The organism is Proteus sp. CD3 (genome assembly GCF_008808075.1).
Taxonomy (GTDB): domain Bacteria; phylum Pseudomonadota; class Gammaproteobacteria; order Enterobacterales; family Enterobacteriaceae; genus Proteus; species Proteus appendicitidis.
Genome location: NZ_CP019686.1, coordinates 1,412,913 through 1,431,113, shown reverse-complemented (window position 1 = coordinate 1,431,113; position 18,201 = coordinate 1,412,913). Strand labels below are relative to the sequence as shown.

At 38.5% G+C, this 18,201-nt stretch carries 16 protein-coding genes; 7 read left to right on the top strand and 9 right to left on the bottom strand.

What is annotated here, in order from left to right; translation table 11 throughout:
• Nucleotides 1-35 precede the first annotated feature (35 nt).
• From BTA34_RS06545 to BTA34_RS06515, 7 genes are all read left to right on the top strand, one after another.
• On the top strand, nt 36-2,210 hold the full coding sequence (locus BTA34_RS06545) for a TonB-dependent receptor domain-containing protein (RefSeq protein WP_151434957.1): 2,175 nt from the start codon (nt 36-38) through the stop codon (nt 2,208-2,210).
• Between the two features lie 70 nt (nt 2,211-2,280).
• Nucleotides 2,281-4,308 (top strand): TonB-dependent hemoglobin/transferrin/lactoferrin family receptor, encoded by a 2,028-nt coding sequence (locus tag BTA34_RS06540; RefSeq protein WP_151434956.1) that lies wholly within the window; start codon nt 2,281-2,283, stop codon nt 4,306-4,308.
• A 35-nt stretch (nt 4,309-4,343) separates the two neighbouring features.
• The gene (locus tag BTA34_RS06535; protein WP_151434955.1) at nt 4,344-5,393 is read left to right on the top strand and encodes a hemin-degrading factor; all 1,050 of its coding nucleotides are present in this window, start codon (nt 4,344-4,346) and stop codon (nt 5,391-5,393) included.
• A 15-nt stretch (nt 5,394-5,408) separates the two neighbouring features.
• Nucleotides 5,409-6,224, top strand: coding sequence for a heme/hemin ABC transporter substrate-binding protein (locus BTA34_RS06530; protein WP_151434954.1), 816 nt, complete (start codon nt 5,409-5,411; stop codon nt 6,222-6,224).
• Entirely contained in the window at nt 6,224-7,228 is a 1,005-nt protein-coding gene (locus BTA34_RS06525) for a FecCD family ABC transporter permease (protein ID WP_098943120.1), read from the top strand. Before BTA34_RS06530 ends, BTA34_RS06525 begins: the two co-directional genes overlap by 1 nt.
• The gene (locus BTA34_RS06520) at nt 7,225-8,019 is read left to right on the top strand and encodes a heme ABC transporter ATP-binding protein (protein WP_151434953.1); all 795 of its coding nucleotides are present in this window, start codon (nt 7,225-7,227) and stop codon (nt 8,017-8,019) included. Before BTA34_RS06525 ends, BTA34_RS06520 begins: the two co-directional genes overlap by 4 nt.
• A gap of 527 nt (nt 8,020-8,546) precedes the next feature.
• Nucleotides 8,547-8,915, top strand: a complete 369-nt coding sequence (locus tag BTA34_RS06515; protein WP_069369334.1) for a helix-turn-helix domain-containing protein — start codon at nt 8,547-8,549, stop codon at nt 8,913-8,915.
• Nucleotides 8,916-9,008: 93 nt separating this feature from the next.
• Here BTA34_RS06515 and BTA34_RS06510 read toward each other — a convergent pair whose 3' ends face one another.
• From BTA34_RS06510 to arnB, 9 genes are all read right to left on the bottom strand, one after another.
• Nucleotides 9,009-10,028 (bottom strand): lipoate--protein ligase A, encoded by a 1,020-nt coding sequence (locus BTA34_RS06510; RefSeq protein WP_151434952.1) that lies wholly within the window; start codon nt 10,026-10,028, stop codon nt 9,009-9,011.
• 77 nt (nt 10,029-10,105) lie between these two features.
• Nucleotides 10,106-10,597: a C40 family peptidase gene (locus BTA34_RS06505; protein ID WP_109397694.1), complete on the bottom strand. Its 492-nt coding sequence runs from the start codon at nt 10,595-10,597 to the stop codon at nt 10,106-10,108.
• Between the two features lie 149 nt (nt 10,598-10,746).
• Nucleotides 10,747-11,145, bottom strand: coding sequence for a 4-amino-4-deoxy-L-arabinose-phosphoundecaprenol flippase subunit ArnF (gene arnF / locus BTA34_RS06500; protein ID WP_151434951.1), 399 nt, complete (start codon nt 11,143-11,145; stop codon nt 10,747-10,749).
• Entirely contained in the window at nt 11,142-11,483 is a 342-nt protein-coding gene (gene arnE / locus BTA34_RS06495) for a 4-amino-4-deoxy-L-arabinose-phosphoundecaprenol flippase subunit ArnE (protein WP_151434950.1), read from the bottom strand. Before arnE ends, arnF begins: the two co-directional genes overlap by 4 nt.
• On the bottom strand, nt 11,483-13,147 hold the full coding sequence (gene arnT, locus BTA34_RS06490) for a lipid IV(A) 4-amino-4-deoxy-L-arabinosyltransferase (RefSeq protein WP_151434949.1): 1,665 nt from the start codon (nt 13,145-13,147) through the stop codon (nt 11,483-11,485). The genes arnE and arnT overlap by 1 nt, the downstream gene beginning before the upstream one ends.
• A gap of 7 nt (nt 13,148-13,154) precedes the next feature.
• Nucleotides 13,155-14,048 carry a 4-deoxy-4-formamido-L-arabinose-phosphoundecaprenol deformylase gene (gene arnD, locus BTA34_RS06485; protein WP_151434948.1) on the bottom strand — a complete coding sequence of 298 codons (894 nt, stop codon included), beginning with the start codon at nt 14,046-14,048 and terminating at the stop codon, nt 13,155-13,157.
• A gap of 9 nt (nt 14,049-14,057) precedes the next feature.
• Nucleotides 14,058-16,040, bottom strand: coding sequence for a bifunctional UDP-4-amino-4-deoxy-L-arabinose formyltransferase/UDP-glucuronic acid oxidase ArnA (arnA, locus tag BTA34_RS06480; protein ID WP_151434947.1), 1,983 nt, complete (start codon nt 16,038-16,040; stop codon nt 14,058-14,060).
• The gene (arnC, locus tag BTA34_RS06475) at nt 16,040-17,020 is read right to left on the bottom strand and encodes an undecaprenyl-phosphate 4-deoxy-4-formamido-L-arabinose transferase (protein ID WP_151434946.1); all 981 of its coding nucleotides are present in this window, start codon (nt 17,018-17,020) and stop codon (nt 16,040-16,042) included. Before arnC ends, arnA begins: the two co-directional genes overlap by 1 nt.
• Nucleotides 17,021-18,166, bottom strand: coding sequence for a UDP-4-amino-4-deoxy-L-arabinose aminotransferase (gene arnB / locus BTA34_RS06470; RefSeq protein ID WP_151434945.1), 1,146 nt, complete (start codon nt 18,164-18,166; stop codon nt 17,021-17,023).
• Nucleotides 18,167-18,201: the final 35 nt, after the last annotated feature.

Here is an 18,201-nt window from a genome sequence, read left to right as displayed (position 1 = left end):
AGCCAGCTAAATAACTCCATATACAAGGACTTTTTATGGATATTTATGGTATGTGTATGCTGAAGAAACATTTCAAATATTCAGGTATAGCAACAGCACTTTGTCTGTTGTATTCCCCTATTGCCTCTGCACACTCTGAAAATACAGGAACGGACTCTCTTACTGTTATTGGCTATAACGACGATCGATCCTCAGACTTTCACTCTGTTATTGATACTTCTTCGGCTAAAACACAAACCGCATCAACTACTGGTGAAATATTAAAAGATGTTGCTGGTGTGACGTTATCAGGAACCGGTATCACAAATGGCACGAATATTTTAATGCGAGGATACGACCAAAAAGGTATCAAGATCCTCGTTGATGGTATTCATCAACCACTAGAGAACACCATAAATAATTTAGGTGGTATCTTTCTTGATCCCTCTTTAATTAGACGTGTTGATGTAAAACATGGCTCCGCATCCACTTTGCATGGTGCAGGTGCTATGGGAGGCGTTGTCGCGTTTAATACTCTTGATCCTCGCTCCATATTAGGTACGGATAAAAAATTAGGCGCAAAACTATTTAGCTCAGTTTCATCAGCAGATCGCCATTTTTCTTATGGTGGCATGATTGCAGCAAGACACGATATTGCAGAAGGTTTATTTGCGTATAGCCAACGTCAACGTGGTCCTATTCGTCTTGCTAATGGTGATAAATTAGAAAATCACGAGCATATTAAAAATTTCTTTGCAAAAGCCTATTTTTACCCAACTGAAAATCAAACGCTTATTATTTCAGCTCGCCATTATGATAATTCAGGTGAACAACGAGAAGTTTTGCATCGAATGGGCGGCTTTGGCAAGAATGAAAGTAACCAGATGCAGCGCGACACTCAGCAAAAAAATTATGCGTTCACTCACCATTATGTTTCTGATACAAACTCATGGTTAGATTTAACCACTTATCTTTACTATTCACAGTTTGATATTAACCAAACGTTTTTAACGGATACTAAATTAACAACGTCAGATTTAAAAAAAAATATCCAAGGTAAAATAGGTAAATACGAAGCACGTACACAATCAACTTACGGGCTTAAATTTGAAGATAATGCCAGTATCAATTGGTTTGATACATTCAATCAATCTGTGATTATTGGAACAGAAGCTTATCAGCAGAAAATGCAATCAAATGAAGAAGCAAAAAACTTTCCTTTAGCGAAAATGAATTATATCGCAGGTTGGTTGCAAAGCTCTCTCAGTACACCATCACTCCCTCTCACACTCACAACAGGTATACGTTATCACTATTACAAAAATATACCTGGTGAAGGGCTTGATCCTTTCTTCACTAAATTTTCGGCTAAAACATTACAAGCAGAAAAACATACATCGAGTTATCGAGGAACCACTGAAAATATCACGTTAGCCTTCACACCAACACGTTGGTTACAACTTTATTCTACCTATTCAACTACGTTTCGCGCGCCAACTTTAAATGAAATGTTTAATGATTCATTCCATTTTAAAGCGGGTTTTTTTAATGCGCATTGGGTGCCTAATCCAAACTTAAAACCTGAAAGAAATAGCACTTGGGAATATGGCGCTGATTTCTCATTTAAACAGCTTTTATCACAACAAGATAAACTCATTTTAAAAGCCGCTTATTTTGATACTAAATCAAAGGATTACATTACTTATGGTCCGTGGCATTCAAGTTCATTTGCGGGTAAATTAAATCTCCAAGCATTTAATATTCCCAACGCAATGATTGAAGGTATTGATCTTAGTCTGCGTTATTCACACCCATTAATTTCTCTAGGCTTAAGTTATAACCGTACTCATACCCTAGAGTTAACCACACATGAAACCATTTCGCCGGTTCGCCCTGAAATACTGACGACCTTTATTCAACTTCCTGTCGCTAAAACCCCATTCTCATTAGGGTGGTCAGGAAAATTCGCTGGTACTACCGCGAATAAAGGCACACATCGCGGACAAGCGCCTCATGTGAAAGGTAAAACCACAAATCGAATGCAAGAGCTTATTACTCAATATCCAGGCTATGGTATTCATGATTTTTCAATCAGTTATCAATCTCAAAACAATAAAGATATTCAAGCCGCGTTAGCGCTCACCAATGCGTTTAATCGAGAATATTTCTCAGCATTAGGTGTGCCACAAGAAGGTCGAAATATCAAAATGTCCATCAGTTATCGCTGGTAGATGAGGAGCAATAATTTACATAACAAAGGGCTGTATTTAACAGCCCATTAAATAACGGAGATCCATCTGCATGTCTCAGTCATCCCTATTGATTAAATTCAGTTTACTGGCAATTGCAGTTTCTTCTGCTTGTGCCTCTGCACAAGAAAAGACCCAAACTAATGAGAAGAAACAAACAGAAGTGCTTACAGTTTATGCGACAGGTAATGAGCGTGATAGCTTTACATTACCGATGATGTCAACGGTTATAAAAAATAACAATGCGTTGTCAGAAACCGCAGGAAGCGCTTCTGAATTACTTCGTCATGTACCGGGAATTTCAATTTCAGGTGCAGGTCGTACCAATGGCGAAACCATCAGTATGCGTGGATACAGTAAGAATGGAATATTGACACTTGTAGATGGCGTTCGCCAAGGAACAGACACCGGTCATATCGACAGTATTTTTGTTGATCCTCTACTTATAAAACAAGTTGAAGTGATTCGTGGTCCTTCTGCTCTGTTATATGGTAGCGGCGCCCTTGGTGGTGTTATCGCTTACGATACGGTTGATGCAAGCGACTTGCTTTCAAAACACGAAAAAGGCGGTGTTCGAGTTACTGGTCTTGGTAATACCGCCCAGCATAGTCAAGGTTTGGGTGTTACGGCTTTTGGCCGACACGATAACCTTGATGGACTCGTCGCATTCTCAGCCCGTGATAAAGGTGATACCCGCTATGGTGGTGGTTATCGCGCTCAAAATGACGAAACCATTATTAATCTCCTTTCTAAAGGACGCTGGTTAATTGATGATAGCAACACATTAAGTGGACAATTCCGCTATTACCATAACAATACAAATCAACCTAAAAATCCTCAAGTTCCCTCAAATCCTACACTTGCTAATGTAGAAACTGATCGCACCACGACACAAAAAGATGTTCAGTTAACCTATCAATTTGATCCTTCAGATTCACAATGGATTAATTTGAAAACACAGGCTTATTACAGTGAAGTTGATATCAATGCCAAAACGGTACAAAAAGGATTTGAAGGTCGAGAGCAAAAAACCTATGGCGTAAAACTCGAAAACCGCTCACAGGTGGGTACGTACAGCTTTGCATCACATGGATTGACTTATGGTGGCGAGGTTTATAAACAAAAACAATCACCAAGCCAAAATGCAGAAAGCTTCCCACAAGCCGATATCCGTTTTATGTCCGGTTGGGTACAAGATGAAGTCACTTTACGTGATTTACCTGTCTCCCTAATTTTAGGAACACGTTTTGACAAATATAAGAGCCAAAACGATCGTTATGATGACATTACTGCGGATAAATGGTCATCAAAAGGGGCAATCAGTATCACACCAACTGACTGGTCAATGCTGTATACCTCTTACTCACAAGCATTTAGAGCGCCAACTTTAGGTGAGATGTATAACGATGCAAAACATTTTGATGCACCTTTTCCTGGCGCGCCAACAAACTATTGGCGTCCAAACCCTAATTTAAAGCCTGAAACCAATTCAACTACTGAATATGGGTTAGGTTTTCAATTCGACGACTTATTATCTAATAATGATAATCTGAAAATTAAAGCTGCCCATTTCAATACTCGCGCAAAAGATTATATTGATGCAGATGTTGCTATTTTTCAGGGATATACACAATCAACAAATATTCCAAGAGCAACTATTTGGGGATGGGATGTTTCTATGAGTTACCAATCGAAATTCTTCAATTGGGATTTAGCCTACAACCATACCAAAGGGAAAGATAATGCGACTAACGCCTCAATTACCTCAATTGAGCCAGACACATTAACCAGTCGCTTTGATATTCCTGTACCGAGTACCGATTTTTCTGTGGGTTGGGTCGGTCAATTTACCAAAAAAACGGACTTTACCAAGCATGACCGTTTTAATCGTCCAACCAATCGCCAACAATCAGGTTATGGCGTTAATGATTTTTACCTTCGTTATGAAGGTAATGCCTCATTAAAGGGGCTAACAACCTCATTTGTACTGGGTAACGCATTTGATAAAACGTATTACTCTTCTGCAGGTATTCCTCAAGAAGGCCGAAATGCAAAAGTACTTGTGAGTTATCAGTGGTAATTAACAATAAAATCAACGATATAATAGGAGTTTCTGTGAATAAACCTCTTTATGAGAGCTACCTGCAAGCTAAAGCGGACAAAAAAGCATCGTTCGCGCGAGATCTCGCAACTTACTTAAATGTCAGTGAAGCCGAACTCACTCATGCCCGTGTAGGGCACGATGCAAAGCGTCTACGTAATGATGTACAAGAATTATTAAAAGCATTAAGTAAAGTAGGTGAAGTCAAAGCAATTACTCGTAATGATATTGCAGTTCATGAACACCTTGGTGAATACACAAATGCCCGTTTTAACGATCACGCAGGTTTAATCTTAAATCCGCGTGCTATGGATTTACGCTTCTTCTTCGCTTATTGGTCAAGTATTTTTGCACTTACCGAAGAAACAGCAAAAGGAACGCGTTATAGCATTCAATTCTTTGATATGCATGGTGATGCATTACATAAAGTCTATGCGACAGATAACACGAATATGGATGAATGGAATGCACTTATTCAGTCATTCTTATCTGAAGAAAATCCTGCTCTTGATATCACTCCTGTTGAACCATACTCAAACACGCCTGTTAGTAATGAATTAGCGGAACAACTTGAACAACAATGGCGTTCAATGACTGACGTTCACCAATTCTTCAAATTACTAAAAGAAAACAACTTAAGTCGTCAACAAGCATTCAAAGCGGTTCCTGATGATCTTGCTTATCAAGTTGATAACAACGCGCTGAAAACCTTATTAGAGCTAGCTAAAGAAGCGCAAAATGAGATCATGATATTTGTCGGTAGCCGTGGTTGTGTACAAATTTTCACAGGTCAAATTGATCGTCTAGTACCGCATCAATTTGAAAATAGCGAGCAAATTTGGATCAACGTTTTCAATCCTGCTTTTACACTTCATTTAATTGAAAGTGAAATTGCAGAAAGTTGGGTAACACGTAAACCAACTCAAGATGGTTTTGTTACCAGTCTTGAAATCTTTGATAACAAGGGACAGCAAATTGCTCAACTCTATGGACAACGCACTGAAGGTACTGCTGAGCAACTACAGTGGCGTGAACAAGTGAATACCCTCACTAAAATCGCCTAATCGGAGAATGATTTAATGAAAAAATGGCTTCTTTTGATCCTGTGTAGCGTCATATCGTCCATCACTTTGGCCAATGAGCGTATCGTTACTATTGGTGGCGATATTACAGAAATTGTTTTCGCATTAGGTGCAGGTGAGCAAGTTATTGCAAGAGACAGCACCAGTTTAGTTCCTGAACAAGTGAAAACACTTCCTGATGTGGGTTATATGCGAATGCTAAACCCAGAAGGGATCTTATCTGTCAAACCAACATTGATCATTACCAGTGAACTCGCTCGCCCTTCTTTAGCATTACGTCGTATTAAAGAAGCTGGAGTTGCTGTTAAAACGATTACTGGTACACATTCATTAGAAGCCATTAATGAAAAAATAGACACCATCGCAACCGTTTTAAATAAAGAACAAGAAGGTCATCAACTAAAAGAGAAGCTCGCCCTCTCTATCAAACAAATTTCAACCACTCCTATCGATAAAAAAGTCATTTATATCATGAGTCATGGTGGTGTTGTTCCAATGGCAGCGGGTCAAAATACAGCTGCAGATACCATTATTTCACTGGTGGGTGGTAAAAATGCCATGCAAGGGTTTACAAGCTATCGTCCACTTTCTCAAGAAGGTGTGATTGCAAGCCAACCTGATATTTTACTAGTAACTAAAGAAGGTATTAAAGGCATTGGCGGAATTGAAAAACTATGGGAACTACCCGGCATAAAATACACACCAGCGGGTAAAAACAAGCATTATGTTGTTGTTGATGACATGGGATTATTAGGCTTTACCCTTTCAACACCAGAAGTCATGCATCAAATTCGTCAAGCATTGGAGCAATAATGTCTCGTTTTCGTTCACCGTGGATGAGTATTTTAGTTTTACTCTTTTTACTCACCACTGTTACATTAATTTCTGTGAATAGCGGTGCATTAGCCCTTTCGTTTCATACACTATGGAATAGTTCTTTTGATGATATGGAATGGCAAATTTGGCTTGATATCCGTTTACCTCGCGTATTATTGGCTATTCTTGTTGGGGGCGCGTTAGCAATATCAGGCGCAATAATGCAGGGATTATTTAGAAACTCATTAGCTGATCCTGGTTTACTTGGTATTAGTAGCGGTGCGGCACTTATGGTTGCCATTGTAATTATTTTACCGTTCTCTTTTTCGCCAGCTTTTGCATTCTACAGCCATATTGTTGCCGCCTTTGTTGGCGGTTTAATTGTGGCAATGATTATCTTCTCATTGCATCAATTGAGTGATGGTAATTTAGCGCGGTTATTGCTTGCTGGTATTGCTATCAATGCGCTATGCATGTCTTTTATTGGTGTATTAAGTTACATCAGTACCGACCAACAGCTACGTCAATTCTCACTTTGGATGATGGGTTCATTAAGCCAAATTGACTGGAAAACTTTATCCATTGCAACCCTTGTGATCATTCCTGTCAGCATTTTGGCATGTTGGCAAAGCCATAAATTAAACCTATTACAACTTGGTGATGAAGAAGCGCATTACTTAGGGCTAAATGTAAGAAGAACCAAGTTTATTCTGTTACTTCTTAGCGCCATTTTAATTGGCTGTGCTGTCGCACTGAGTGGTGTTATTGGATTTATTGGGCTTGTCGTTCCACACCTTATTCGTATGCGTATTGGTAGTAACCATGTATGGCTATTACCTGCCACTATTTTAGGTGGTGCAACACTATTACTCGCTGCTGACACATTATCACGAACACTAGTATCTCCAGCAGAAATCCCTGTGGGGCTGATTACAGGATTAATTGGTGGCCCTTATTTCCTTTGGCTGATCTTACGACAACCCGCAGGAAGAATGTCATGATTGAAAAACAAAACACACCATTACTTTATGGAAATAATTTAACTTACCAAATTGGCAATAAGACCATTATTGATGATGTGTCACTTTCACTGAATGCTGGGGAGTTAGTTGCCATTATTGGTCCTAATGGCGCAGGAAAATCATCGCTCTTACGCTTACTAACAGGCTATACAACACCCACACAAGGTCAATGTTATTTTAAGCAAAAAAAATATTCTCAATGGAATAGCCAACAATTAGCGCAAAACCGTGCCGTTATGCGACAAAATAGCCAGCTCTCATTTTCATTTTCAGTCGAAGAAGTCGTTGCTATGGGAAGAACACCTCATGGACAGCAACATAAAAAAATGGCCATTGAAACCGCACTACTCCAAACAGATTGTTTAAAATTTAAAGATAGAGACTATCGTCAATTATCGGGTGGAGAACAACAACGAGTACAACTTGCTAGAGTGCTAGCGCAATTATGGCACCCTACACCACAAGAAGCCGTATTGTTCCTTGATGAACCAACTTCCGCACTTGATCTTTACCACCAGCAACACAGCTTACGTTTATTAAAACAATTGGCAAAAACACAGAATCTTATGGTTTGTTGTGTTTTGCATGATCTTAATTTAGCGTCTCTTTATGCTGATAGAATTTTATTACTGCATCAAGGAAGGTTAGTTTGTGAAGGTATGCCACACAGCGTACTCACAACAGAAAATATACAAAAATGGTATGGCGCAGATGTAAGTATTAATACTCATCCTGAACATTTATATCCTCAAGTTTTTCTACGCCCTTAAAAAGAACACTACCTAAATTTTTATTACCAAGCCACCTTTTAGCGTTACCTTCTAAAAGGTGGCTTAGTTAGTTTATTATCAATAAACTTATCAAGTGAAAATAAAATGGTGAAGGCAATACCACATCAATTGATTAGTAAATCTTATTTTAATTTTTCAATGTTTAGTCAAATAAATTGACTTTCAAATACACCTTAATCAATGATTAGCTTGTGTTTCGCACAAAAAAGCATAACAGAACGACAAATAAAAGGTATAACAGTATTATTAAGTTGAAAAAATAAATCAATAAATTCAACAAACTAAAAGTCATACAAAATAACATTTTTAATCAGAAAGATTCAGCAAGTTGAACCTTACTTAAACTATATAAGCCTCACCTATCGTTGTGATAATGATTATCAATCACGAAAAGCACTTTTTGCCTACCTGTTATTTTCCCCATGCTTAAAATAGGTTATAAATAACATACGTTACTATTCTATTTACTTGGGCACTGTGTCCCCACCATTTTTGTGGGAGGTTTTATGGCTGAAAATGTCGTTAATGATATTCTGAAATGGTTAGAAACCCAGTTACAACGTAACGAAGGTATAAAAATCGATACGATTGCAAATAAAAGTGGTTACTCTAAGTGGCACTTGCAACGCATTTTTAAAGACTTTAAAGGCTGCACATTAGGCGAATATGTTCGCAAACGTCGCTTATTAGAAGCAGCTAAATCATTACAAGAAAAAGATATGTCTATTTTAGATATCGCTTTAATGTATGGCTTTAGCTCTCAAGCAACATTTACACGCATCTTTAAAAAGCATTTCAATACTACACCCGCTAAATTTAGAGAAAATGGCAAAATGCCAGATACTCATTGCTTTATGTCATGTGAAAATCACTGATCCATTTCGCATCACGTTATTCTTCATGAAAAAACCAGCTTTTTTAGCTGGTTTTTATGCTTATTGTTTATCGTTTTCTAACGTTGATAAAAATTACGCTATCGCTGTCATAAGCCATTCTTGAAGCTCGTTAAGCTCTATTTTATTGTTAGGATATCGCTGAATGAGTTGCTCAATAAGCCCTTTTAGAGACTCAGGTGTATAACGTTGCCCTACCAACATCTCTGATAATGCTTCTAATGGCGCAGGATCTAAACTGTCTGTATATATTTGGCTTCTAATAACGTTGCCACGCTCAATATCAAAATGCAGCTCTACTCCCCCCCATTTAAAACGATTATCTAAAAGATGTGAAAATGCAGGTGCTTGTCCAAAATTCCACTCCCAACTACTTTGTTTAGTGAAAGTTTCTTCAAAACCGGGTAAATCAGGTAATTTTTGTGGTGAAATAATCTCTGCTTCTACTCGCTCACCATAGTATTCAAAAAAGCTTTCAGTGATAGTTTCACACAGTTTTTCATGGGTAATATTAGGTTTGATCTCAACCAAATTAGCCACTCTGGAGCGTACAGAGGTGATACCTTTAGCTTGAAGTTTTTTCGGATCGGGATTGAGGTAATTAGCTAATCTAGATAAATTAGCATTTATTAATAATGTACCATGATGAAAACCACGATCTTTAGTCTCTTTATAGGCTGATCCAGAAACCTTTCTTTCACCATCATCTTGGGGAACGACTAAATCGTTACGCCCTGATGCCGTAGCATTAATGCCTGCTTTTAATAATCCATTAAGAATAATTTGAGTTGAAATCGTTTTATTATATTCTGGCTTTCCTGCCATAAAAGTAAAACAAGTATTGCCAAGATCATGGAAAACAGCGCCACCACCACTTGAACGGCGTGCTAATTTCACACCATCTTCATCCATTTTACGGGTATTACACTCTTTCCATGGATTTTGCGCTCGACCGATGACTACCGTATTATCATTACGCCAAAGAAAAAGTACGCGTTGATCAGCGGGCATTTGTCTAAAAATACACTCTTCAACAGCAAGGTTAAACCAAGGATCATAAGACTCTGAAATTAACAGACGCAATTTGCCTGACATAAGGAATACCTATACGAAGAAAATAAGGTATAAGATAACATAACTCTCAATATATTAGGCTGTTAAATGGCACGAAACTACAATCGGCGAGCTTGCCAGAATGTTTTTTTCCAATAGACATTATCAAGGGATGAGCGAGTTACCCCTTTGCTAGTTGATGCGTGGATAAATGTATTATCAGTATCATAAATACCAACATGAAGACCATTTTCACCACCACCGGTTTTGAAGAAAACCAAATCACCTGGCATTAAATCACTTTTACTGATTTGTGTACCATATTTGGTTTGATCAATGGTCATTCGAGGAAGTTTTATATCAAAGCGATCACTGTAAGTTTTATACACAAAGCCCGAACAATCAATACCAGAAGGCGTCATTCCACCATAGCTGTATGGCGTACCATACCATTGCTCAAGCTGCGATTTTAATTGCACTATCACCATGATAGGGTCAGAAAGTTGTGTTTTTAAAGGAGGCGCTGGTGGAATACGTTTAGACGGGCTAGATGAACATCCAGCCAGCAGAATAATACAGAGTAAGAAAGGATAAAAAATAGACTTTCTCATTGCATCCACCATTATTGTTATCATAGATTTTAAAATCTATCTGCTTTTTTAAGCAAAAACAAGTTATTGAAGATGAATGAGTGATGATTGATAGCATAAATCGCACAATTAACAACAGAATTTAAAAAATAAATTCTACAATCATTAAGTTAGTGTGTTTGAGCATCTTTCGCTTTTTGACTGATTAGCCACACTCCAATCATGATAAATGCAACACCCGCTGTTTTTGTCCATGACGGTGTTTCTTGAAACCAAGGTAATATCACTGCAAGAATATAAACAAACACATAACTCAAGCTGATCAGCGGATAGGCTTTATTTAAAGGAATGGTACGTAAAGTGAATAGCCAACAAACCATAGAAAGGACATAACCGACAAGACCAGCAAACACGATAGCAAGTGGCATTACATTGGCCCATAACCATGAAAAATCAAACCACTGTTTTTCTAGCTGTAAAGCGGGTAGTTCAGACATGCCAAACTTTAGCAACAATTGAGCCACCGTCACTAATAGTGCGCTTCCAATTGCCCATAGATAGCCTTTCATGCTTGTATACTCATCAATATAATACCAACCATAATTGACGCGATCCCAATCCAATGTTTCACATTAACCGGTTCTTTATAAACAAACTGGCCAATTAATGTCACCACAATAAAGTTAATACTTAACATGGGATAAGCAATACTTAGAGGAAGGAGCTGTAATAATCGGAGCCAAAATAACATGCCTAAACCAAGCATAGCAATTGCAACAAAAAGCCAGAAAATCGTTTTTCTGACTTTTGTTAAAGAGTCACTTTGCCAGCTAACCACCGCTTGTTTTTGACATACTTGCCCTATACAGGTCAAAAAACTCACGATCAGCAATAAAACAAATGACATTAATTACGCTTCTCATAGGTTAAAATAGCCACTCGATGGTTTGTCACTAGCTCTTCAGGTCTTGGCAATTGTGCTAATCTTTTAGGATCTTTAAAGGTAATAACAACTGAAACATTCCCTTCTTTTCTTGCTTCTTCTAACCACTGAGCAAAATTATCAGGTTTAATTAATTTATGCTGAGAATCTGGATACTCTTCAATACCATAAGTTAATTCGCCTGTTCTTTCATAAAGGTAAATATCGCTACGTTGTAATTCCCACGCTAATCCCGCACCGACACCAACGCTATTGCTCACAATGTATTTGCTTGCGTTTAATGTCTCGATATTTTGGCGAATAAATTCTTGAGGTAATTTTCCATCTACGCTGCTATTTGGTATTGCTTGACCAATACATAAGCTAACACCTAGCGAACAAGACGCCGCCCATAACCAGTGTTTTCCATTAAGTGTAGAGCAAAGATAACCAATAATACCCCATAATGAAAATGCGACTATCGCTAATACCCATTTAGACCATTCATATGGCATATAAATAGGTTTTGAAGAGACAAGCTGAATAACTAAAATAGCGATAACAACAGCAACACCAATAAAGATATTGATATAACCATTTATACGCAGCGCTTTCATTCTAAATTTGCGTGCGCAATCTACGCCATATTTCGCCATTAGCATTGCTAGTGGTGCCATAAACGGCAGCATATATGTCGGTAGCTTACCTTTCGCAATACTAAAAAATAAGAACGGAACGACAAACCAGCATAATAGGAAGAATAATTCAGGGCGTTTGCGTCTTTTCTTCCAGGCGTCCATTAATGCGCCCGGCAGTAATCCAAGCCAAGGGATCACACCTAATAAGACAACTGGGATATAGTACCAAAATGGAGAGCTGTGTTGAGCATCTTCACCCGAAAAACGCTGAATATGTTCAATCCAGAAGAAGTAGTGCCAATAATCTGGCTCTGCTTTAGCAACAGCCAATGCCCACGGCAAACTAATTAATGCGGCACTAAATACCGCAAGTAAGCCATAGAGCAACATTTGTATAAATTGTTTTTGATACAGTGTGATAGGGATCATAACAATGACCGGGATAGCTAAGGCTAAAAATCCTTTGGTCATAAATGCCATACCACATGCAAGCCCTAATGTTATCCACGCTAATATTCGTGTTTTTACTGTGGTCGCTTTAAGCGCCCAAAAACAGCAAACCATACTCGCAGTAACCCAAAGTGCCAACATAGGATCTAATACACTGTACGTACCGACGCTAAACACTAAGAACATGGATAAATAGATTAAACTAGAAACAAAAGCGACTTGGCGGTTACGCCACATCATTCTTGCCAATAAATAGACAAGTAATGTGCTTAACAGAATAGAAATAACAGAGCCAAAACGTACAGCAAAATTGGTGTGACCAAAAATTAATTGGCTAACATTATTAATCCAATAACCTGCAACAGGTTTCTCAAAATAGCGGATATCGAGCATATGAGGAACAATCCAGTTCCCGCTCACCACCATTTCACGGCTAATTTCCGCATAACGGGTTTCATCTGGCTGCCATAATAACCGGCTGTTCAATGGAAATAAGTAGGTAAGAACAAAAAAAAGAGCCAAGAGGATGGCCCCTATTTTACTCGCCCGGTTATTCAACATAGTTTCGTTAGACCTCTTGTTGGCACCCTAACCAGCCTTCTCGACCTGGAAAGTCAGATCGAACAACTTTACCCATCGGAAGCATTTCTTTATCTAGTGGTAATAAATCGCTTAACGGGCAGAATTCGATGCCTTCATTTGCAATCATTGCCAGTAACTGCTCAAATTGAGCGGCTTTTGACATTCCTTCAACTTCAGTATGGATAGTATAAACAGGTATTCCCCTGTCTTTTTTGATTTCATCAATAATAAATTGATTAAAATCTTCATCCTTAACTTTTGTACCAACGACTTCATCATAAGTTGGTAATGTTACTGGAATTTGCACCGTACCGATAGAACCATTTTCTAAAATAGGTCTGAAAGGATGTGTTCCTCGACAATCGCTATTGTAATCGAATTGAAAAGTTTCTTTAACTGTTAATACGCGTTCATCTGCTCGCCATCCAGCAACTGCCGAACATTTTACAGGGTTTTCAAGTGCTTTTTCCAGTGCTTCAACACCTAAACGAACTTGTTGCATTAATTCTTCTGTTGACCAGCGCCCGACTTTTGCTTGCCAACCTTGATGATCCCATGAATGCAATCCAACTTCATGCCCTGCATCTTGGGTTTCTTTCATCAAATAACCTAAATTTTTAGCAATTTTTTTACCTGGCCATGCTGTTCCGGCTAATAAAATATCTAAGCCATACAGTGATGCAGCATTAGATCTCAGCATTTTCCATAAAAATTTGGGCTTTAAAAGGCGCCATAAATGACGCCCCATATTATCTGGACCCACACTAAAGAAGAAGCTGGCATGAATGTTATGTCTGGCAAATACATCCAGCAGCTGTGGAATACCTTGTTTCGTTCCTTGATAAGTATCCACATCAACTCTCAAACCAACTTTCTTCATTGTTTATTCCTATTTAGTGCCTAATTCTTCAACTGCGCCACGTAAGAAGAAATCTAATGTTTCTTCTACTGTTTGACGAGTTTCGATACTTGGTTTCCAATCCAATAAACGCTCTGCGTTTTTAATGCTTGGCTTACGGTGTTCAACATCTTGATAGCCTTTACCATAGTAACTGCTACTTTCAATTTTCTTGAAGCCGGCAAATGGAGGGAAATGGCCACGTAACTCATGTTTTTCAAAGCAATCTAACAGCATTTCTGCTAATTCGCGAATACTTGCTTCGTTAGTTGGATTACCGATATTGATAATTTGACCATCACATTTGTTATCACGGTTTTCAATAATACGGAATAAGGCTTCAATACCGTCATTGATATCAGTGAAACAACGTTTTTGCTCGCCACCATCAACCAATTTAATTGGTGAGCCTTCAACTAAGTTCAGAATTAATTGTGTGATTGCACGAGAACTACCAATACGCGCTGAATTTAAGTTATCTAAACGAGGTCCCATCCAGTTAAATGGACGGAATAGCGTAAACTTCAGATCTTCTTTGGCGCCATAAGCCCAAATAACTCTGTCTAATAACTGTTTAGATACAGAATAAATCCAACGTTGTTTATTGATTGGACCAACAATCAGACGTGAATTATCTTCGTCAAATTCTTTATCATCACACATACCATAAACTTCTGATGTGGATGGGAAAATAATACGCTTATTATATTTAACGCAATAACGTACAATTTTTAAGTTTTCTTCAAAGTCTAATTCGAATACACGTAATGGATTACGGGTATATTCAATTGGCGTTGCAATAGCCACTAATGGCAGAATAACGTCACATTTTTTAATGTGGTATTCAATCCATTCTGTATGAATGCTCACGTCACCTTCAATAAAGTGGAAACGTGGATTACCAATAAAGCGCTCAATTGCAGAAGAACCGATATCCATACCATAGATATCATAGTTATCATCTTTCAATAAACGTTCAGTTAAATGGTTACCAATAAAACCATTCACACCTAAAATCAGAACACGTTTGCGACGTTTAACTTGTGCAGTCGCTTTCGGTCCAACGCGAACATCAGTCACAATACCCATTTCAGTCGCTAAACGACTTCCTTGAACATAAAGACCATTTTCACTTTGACCAGTAACAACTTCGATTGCACCTTTCCCACACGCAATCACTAAAGGTTCTGTTGAAATAACAGTACCAGGGCGTTTGCCTTGATTATCAGCAACTGCGCGTGAACGCCAGATAATCATTTTACGTTCACCTAAGAAAGTGAATGCACCCGGGTACGGTTCTGTAACAGCACGCACTAAATTGTGAACTGTTTTTGCATCTGCATTCCAGTCGATTAAACCATCATCAGCACAACGACGGCCAAAGTAAGTTGCTTGGCTTTCATCTTGTACTGTTGTTGAATAATCACCTGATGCAATATGTGGTAATGTGCTAGAAAGTAACTTATCAGCGGCTTCTCTTATTTTTTCATGTAAAATCAGAGAAGTATCATTATCTGCAATGGTCACTTTTTCTTGAGCAACGATATCACCTGCATCCGCTTTCACGGTCATTTTATGCAGAGTAACACCCGTTTCTGTTTCACCGTTCACAATCGCCCAGTTAATTGGTGCGCGACCACGATATTTTGGTAATAAAGAACCATGTAAATTAAACGCGCCTTTAGGTGCCAAATTCAGGATCTCATCACTTAACATGTGACGATAATAGAAAGAAAAAATGACATCAGGTTTCATTTCACGGATACGTTCAATCCACAATGGGTGATTGACATTTTCAGGTGCAAATACTGTCAATCCCATTTCTGCACTCACACGAGCAACAGATGAGAAGAAATGATTTTCATTAGGATCGTCAGTGTGGGTAAATACAGCCTGAATATCATAACCTGCTTTTTCAAGTGCTTTTAAACCAACACAGCCAATATCGTGATAGGCAAATACTATTGCTTTCATTAGTCTTTTTCCTGATCTTTGTTGGGTTTATTAACTCCAACCACTTTTTGGATAAAATACCGAGGACGCGCTCTTACATCATTATAAATTCGGCCTATATACTCGCCTAATAAGCCCATTGCAACGAACTGCGCTCCGATAAACATAAATAAGATTGCAAAAAGTGTGAATACACCTTCAGCTGCCCACATTGCACCGAAAATAATACGTAAAATAATCAGCAATAAGGCTAATACAAAGCCCGATACAGCAATCACACTGCCGACGATACTTAATAAACGTAATGGTGCCGTGGTTAAACAAGTTAATAGGTCATACATCAAATTAATCAGCTTTAAAAAGCTGTATTTTGAATCGCCATATTCACGCTCTGCGTGTGCGACATCAATTTCAATAGTACGACGAGCGAATGTGTTCGCAAGAATAGGGATAAATGTGCTTCTTTCGTGACACTGTAACATCGCTTCAACAATGTGGCGACGATAAGCACGCAACATACAACCGTAGTCTCCCATGGAGCGACCTGTTGCTTTAGTGATCATTGAGTTGATCATTTTTGAAGCGGTTTTACGAAACCATGAATCTTGGCGGTTACGACGACGAGTTCCGACAACGTCATACCCTTCTTCAGCAGTCGCGACAAGTCTTGGGATCTCTTCAGGTGGGTTTTGTAAATCAGCATCCAATGTGATCACTAAATCACCATCAGCCTGATTAAAACCGGCCATAATTGCGGAGTGTTGACCATAATTACGGTTTAAAATAATTGCAATAACGTGATTTTCTTCAATTGCAGCCGCTTCTTCTAACATCTTAGCTGAATTGTCACTACTACCATCATCAACAAGGATCAGTTCATATTCTTGCTTTAATTGTTTACAGCTTTTAATTGTACGTTCTAAAAGCTGAGGAAGGCTCTCTTCCTCGTTATAAACGGGAATTACAACCGATACTTTCTTGATTTCATCAAATGTTGACACTTAAATATGCTCCGAAAGAATTTCATTGATCGCATCTACAACGCGAATAACATCTTCATTATTCATATCAGGGAACAGCGGCAGCGAGCATAACGTTGCAGAGTTCCATTCTGATTGAGGAAGGGATAAAGAAGGATAGCGCTCACGATAATATTTTTGTGTGTGCGCTGCACGGAAATGAAGCCCTGTACCAATCTCTTTTTGCTTCAACTTCTCCATAAAGGTATCACGATCGATACCACAGGCATTTTTATCAACTCTCACCATAAATAGGTGATTTGCATGTAAATGTGAATATTCAGGAACACTCAACATTTCTAATGGAGAATCTTTGAGTTTTTCACGATACAGTGCAACTAACTCAGCACGTTTAGCATTCATTTCATCTAAACGCCCTAATTGCACCACGGCAATCGCTGCATGAATATCAGATAAGTTGTATTTATAGCCAGGCTCTACAACTTCTGCTTGAGGTTTACGCCCTTGAATTTGTCTATCAAAAGCGTCTACCCCTAAACCGTGGAATTTTAAGCAACGTACTCTATTGGCTAATTCGTCATTATCAGTAACAACTAATCCACCTTCTGCACAAGTTACGTTCTTAATTGCGTGAAAAGAGAAAATGGAAGTTCCTTTTTCTCCAATCCATTCATTTTTATAGCGAGTACCAATAGCATGCGCTGCATCTTCAATAAGAGGAATGCCTGCATCTTGTGCCACTTTTCTTAATGCATCAAGATCGCAAGGTGCGCCCGCATAATGAACCGGAATAATTGCTTTCGTTCTAGGTGTAATCGCTTTTTTGACATCTTCTGCACTCACCATCAAAGTATCACGGTCAACATCAATCATCACTGGCTCTGCACCAAGTAATGTAATGATGTTTATCGTCGAAACCCAAGTTTGTGATGGTGTGATAACTTCATCACCAGCGCCAATTCCCATCGCCATTAAAACAACATGCATACCCGCAGTGGCAGAGCAAATTGCGATAGCATGTTTGCTACCAAATTTTTCACAAAAATCTTGCTCTAATTGATGATTTTGAGGGCCTGTTGTAATCCAACCTGAACGCAGTACATCCTCAACGGCTTTGATTTCTTCATCGCCAATCGCAGGGCGAGAGAAAGGAAGGAAGTGACTCATAAAAATGTAGCCTAATTAATGAATGAATGAATAAA

Coding starts and splice junctions, on each gene's coding strand:
- arnF (WP_151434951.1), bottom strand. CDS start 11,145: ATGAAAGGCTATCTATGGGCAATTGGAAGCGCACTATTAGTGACGGTG.
- BTA34_RS06530 (WP_151434954.1), top strand. CDS start 5,409: ATGAAAAAATGGCTTCTTTTGATCCTGTGTAGCGTCATATCGTCCATC.
- BTA34_RS06525 (WP_098943120.1), top strand. CDS start 6,224: ATGTCTCGTTTTCGTTCACCGTGGATGAGTATTTTAGTTTTACTCTTT.
- BTA34_RS06510 (WP_151434952.1), bottom strand. CDS start 10,028: ATGTCAGGCAAATTGCGTCTGTTAATTTCAGAGTCTTATGATCCTTGG.
- BTA34_RS06540 (WP_151434956.1), top strand. CDS start 2,281: ATGTCTCAGTCATCCCTATTGATTAAATTCAGTTTACTGGCAATTGCA.
- BTA34_RS06520 (WP_151434953.1), top strand. CDS start 7,225: ATGATTGAAAAACAAAACACACCATTACTTTATGGAAATAATTTAACT.
- BTA34_RS06505 (WP_109397694.1), bottom strand. CDS start 10,597: ATGAGAAAGTCTATTTTTTATCCTTTCTTACTCTGTATTATTCTGCTG.
- arnD (WP_151434948.1), bottom strand. CDS start 14,048: ATGAAGAAAGTTGGTTTGAGAGTTGATGTGGATACTTATCAAGGAACG.
- arnE (WP_151434950.1), bottom strand. CDS start 11,483: ATGTCATTTGTTTTATTGCTGATCGTGAGTTTTTTGACCTGTATAGGG.
- arnT (WP_151434949.1), bottom strand. CDS start 13,147: ATGTTGAATAACCGGGCGAGTAAAATAGGGGCCATCCTCTTGGCTCTT.
- arnB (WP_151434945.1), bottom strand. CDS start 18,166: ATGAGTCACTTCCTTCCTTTCTCTCGCCCTGCGATTGGCGATGAAGAA.
- BTA34_RS06545 (WP_151434957.1), top strand. CDS start 36: ATGGATATTTATGGTATGTGTATGCTGAAGAAACATTTCAAATATTCA.
- arnA (WP_151434947.1), bottom strand. CDS start 16,040: ATGAAAGCAATAGTATTTGCCTATCACGATATTGGCTGTGTTGGTTTA.
- BTA34_RS06515 (WP_069369334.1), top strand. CDS start 8,547: ATGGCTGAAAATGTCGTTAATGATATTCTGAAATGGTTAGAAACCCAG.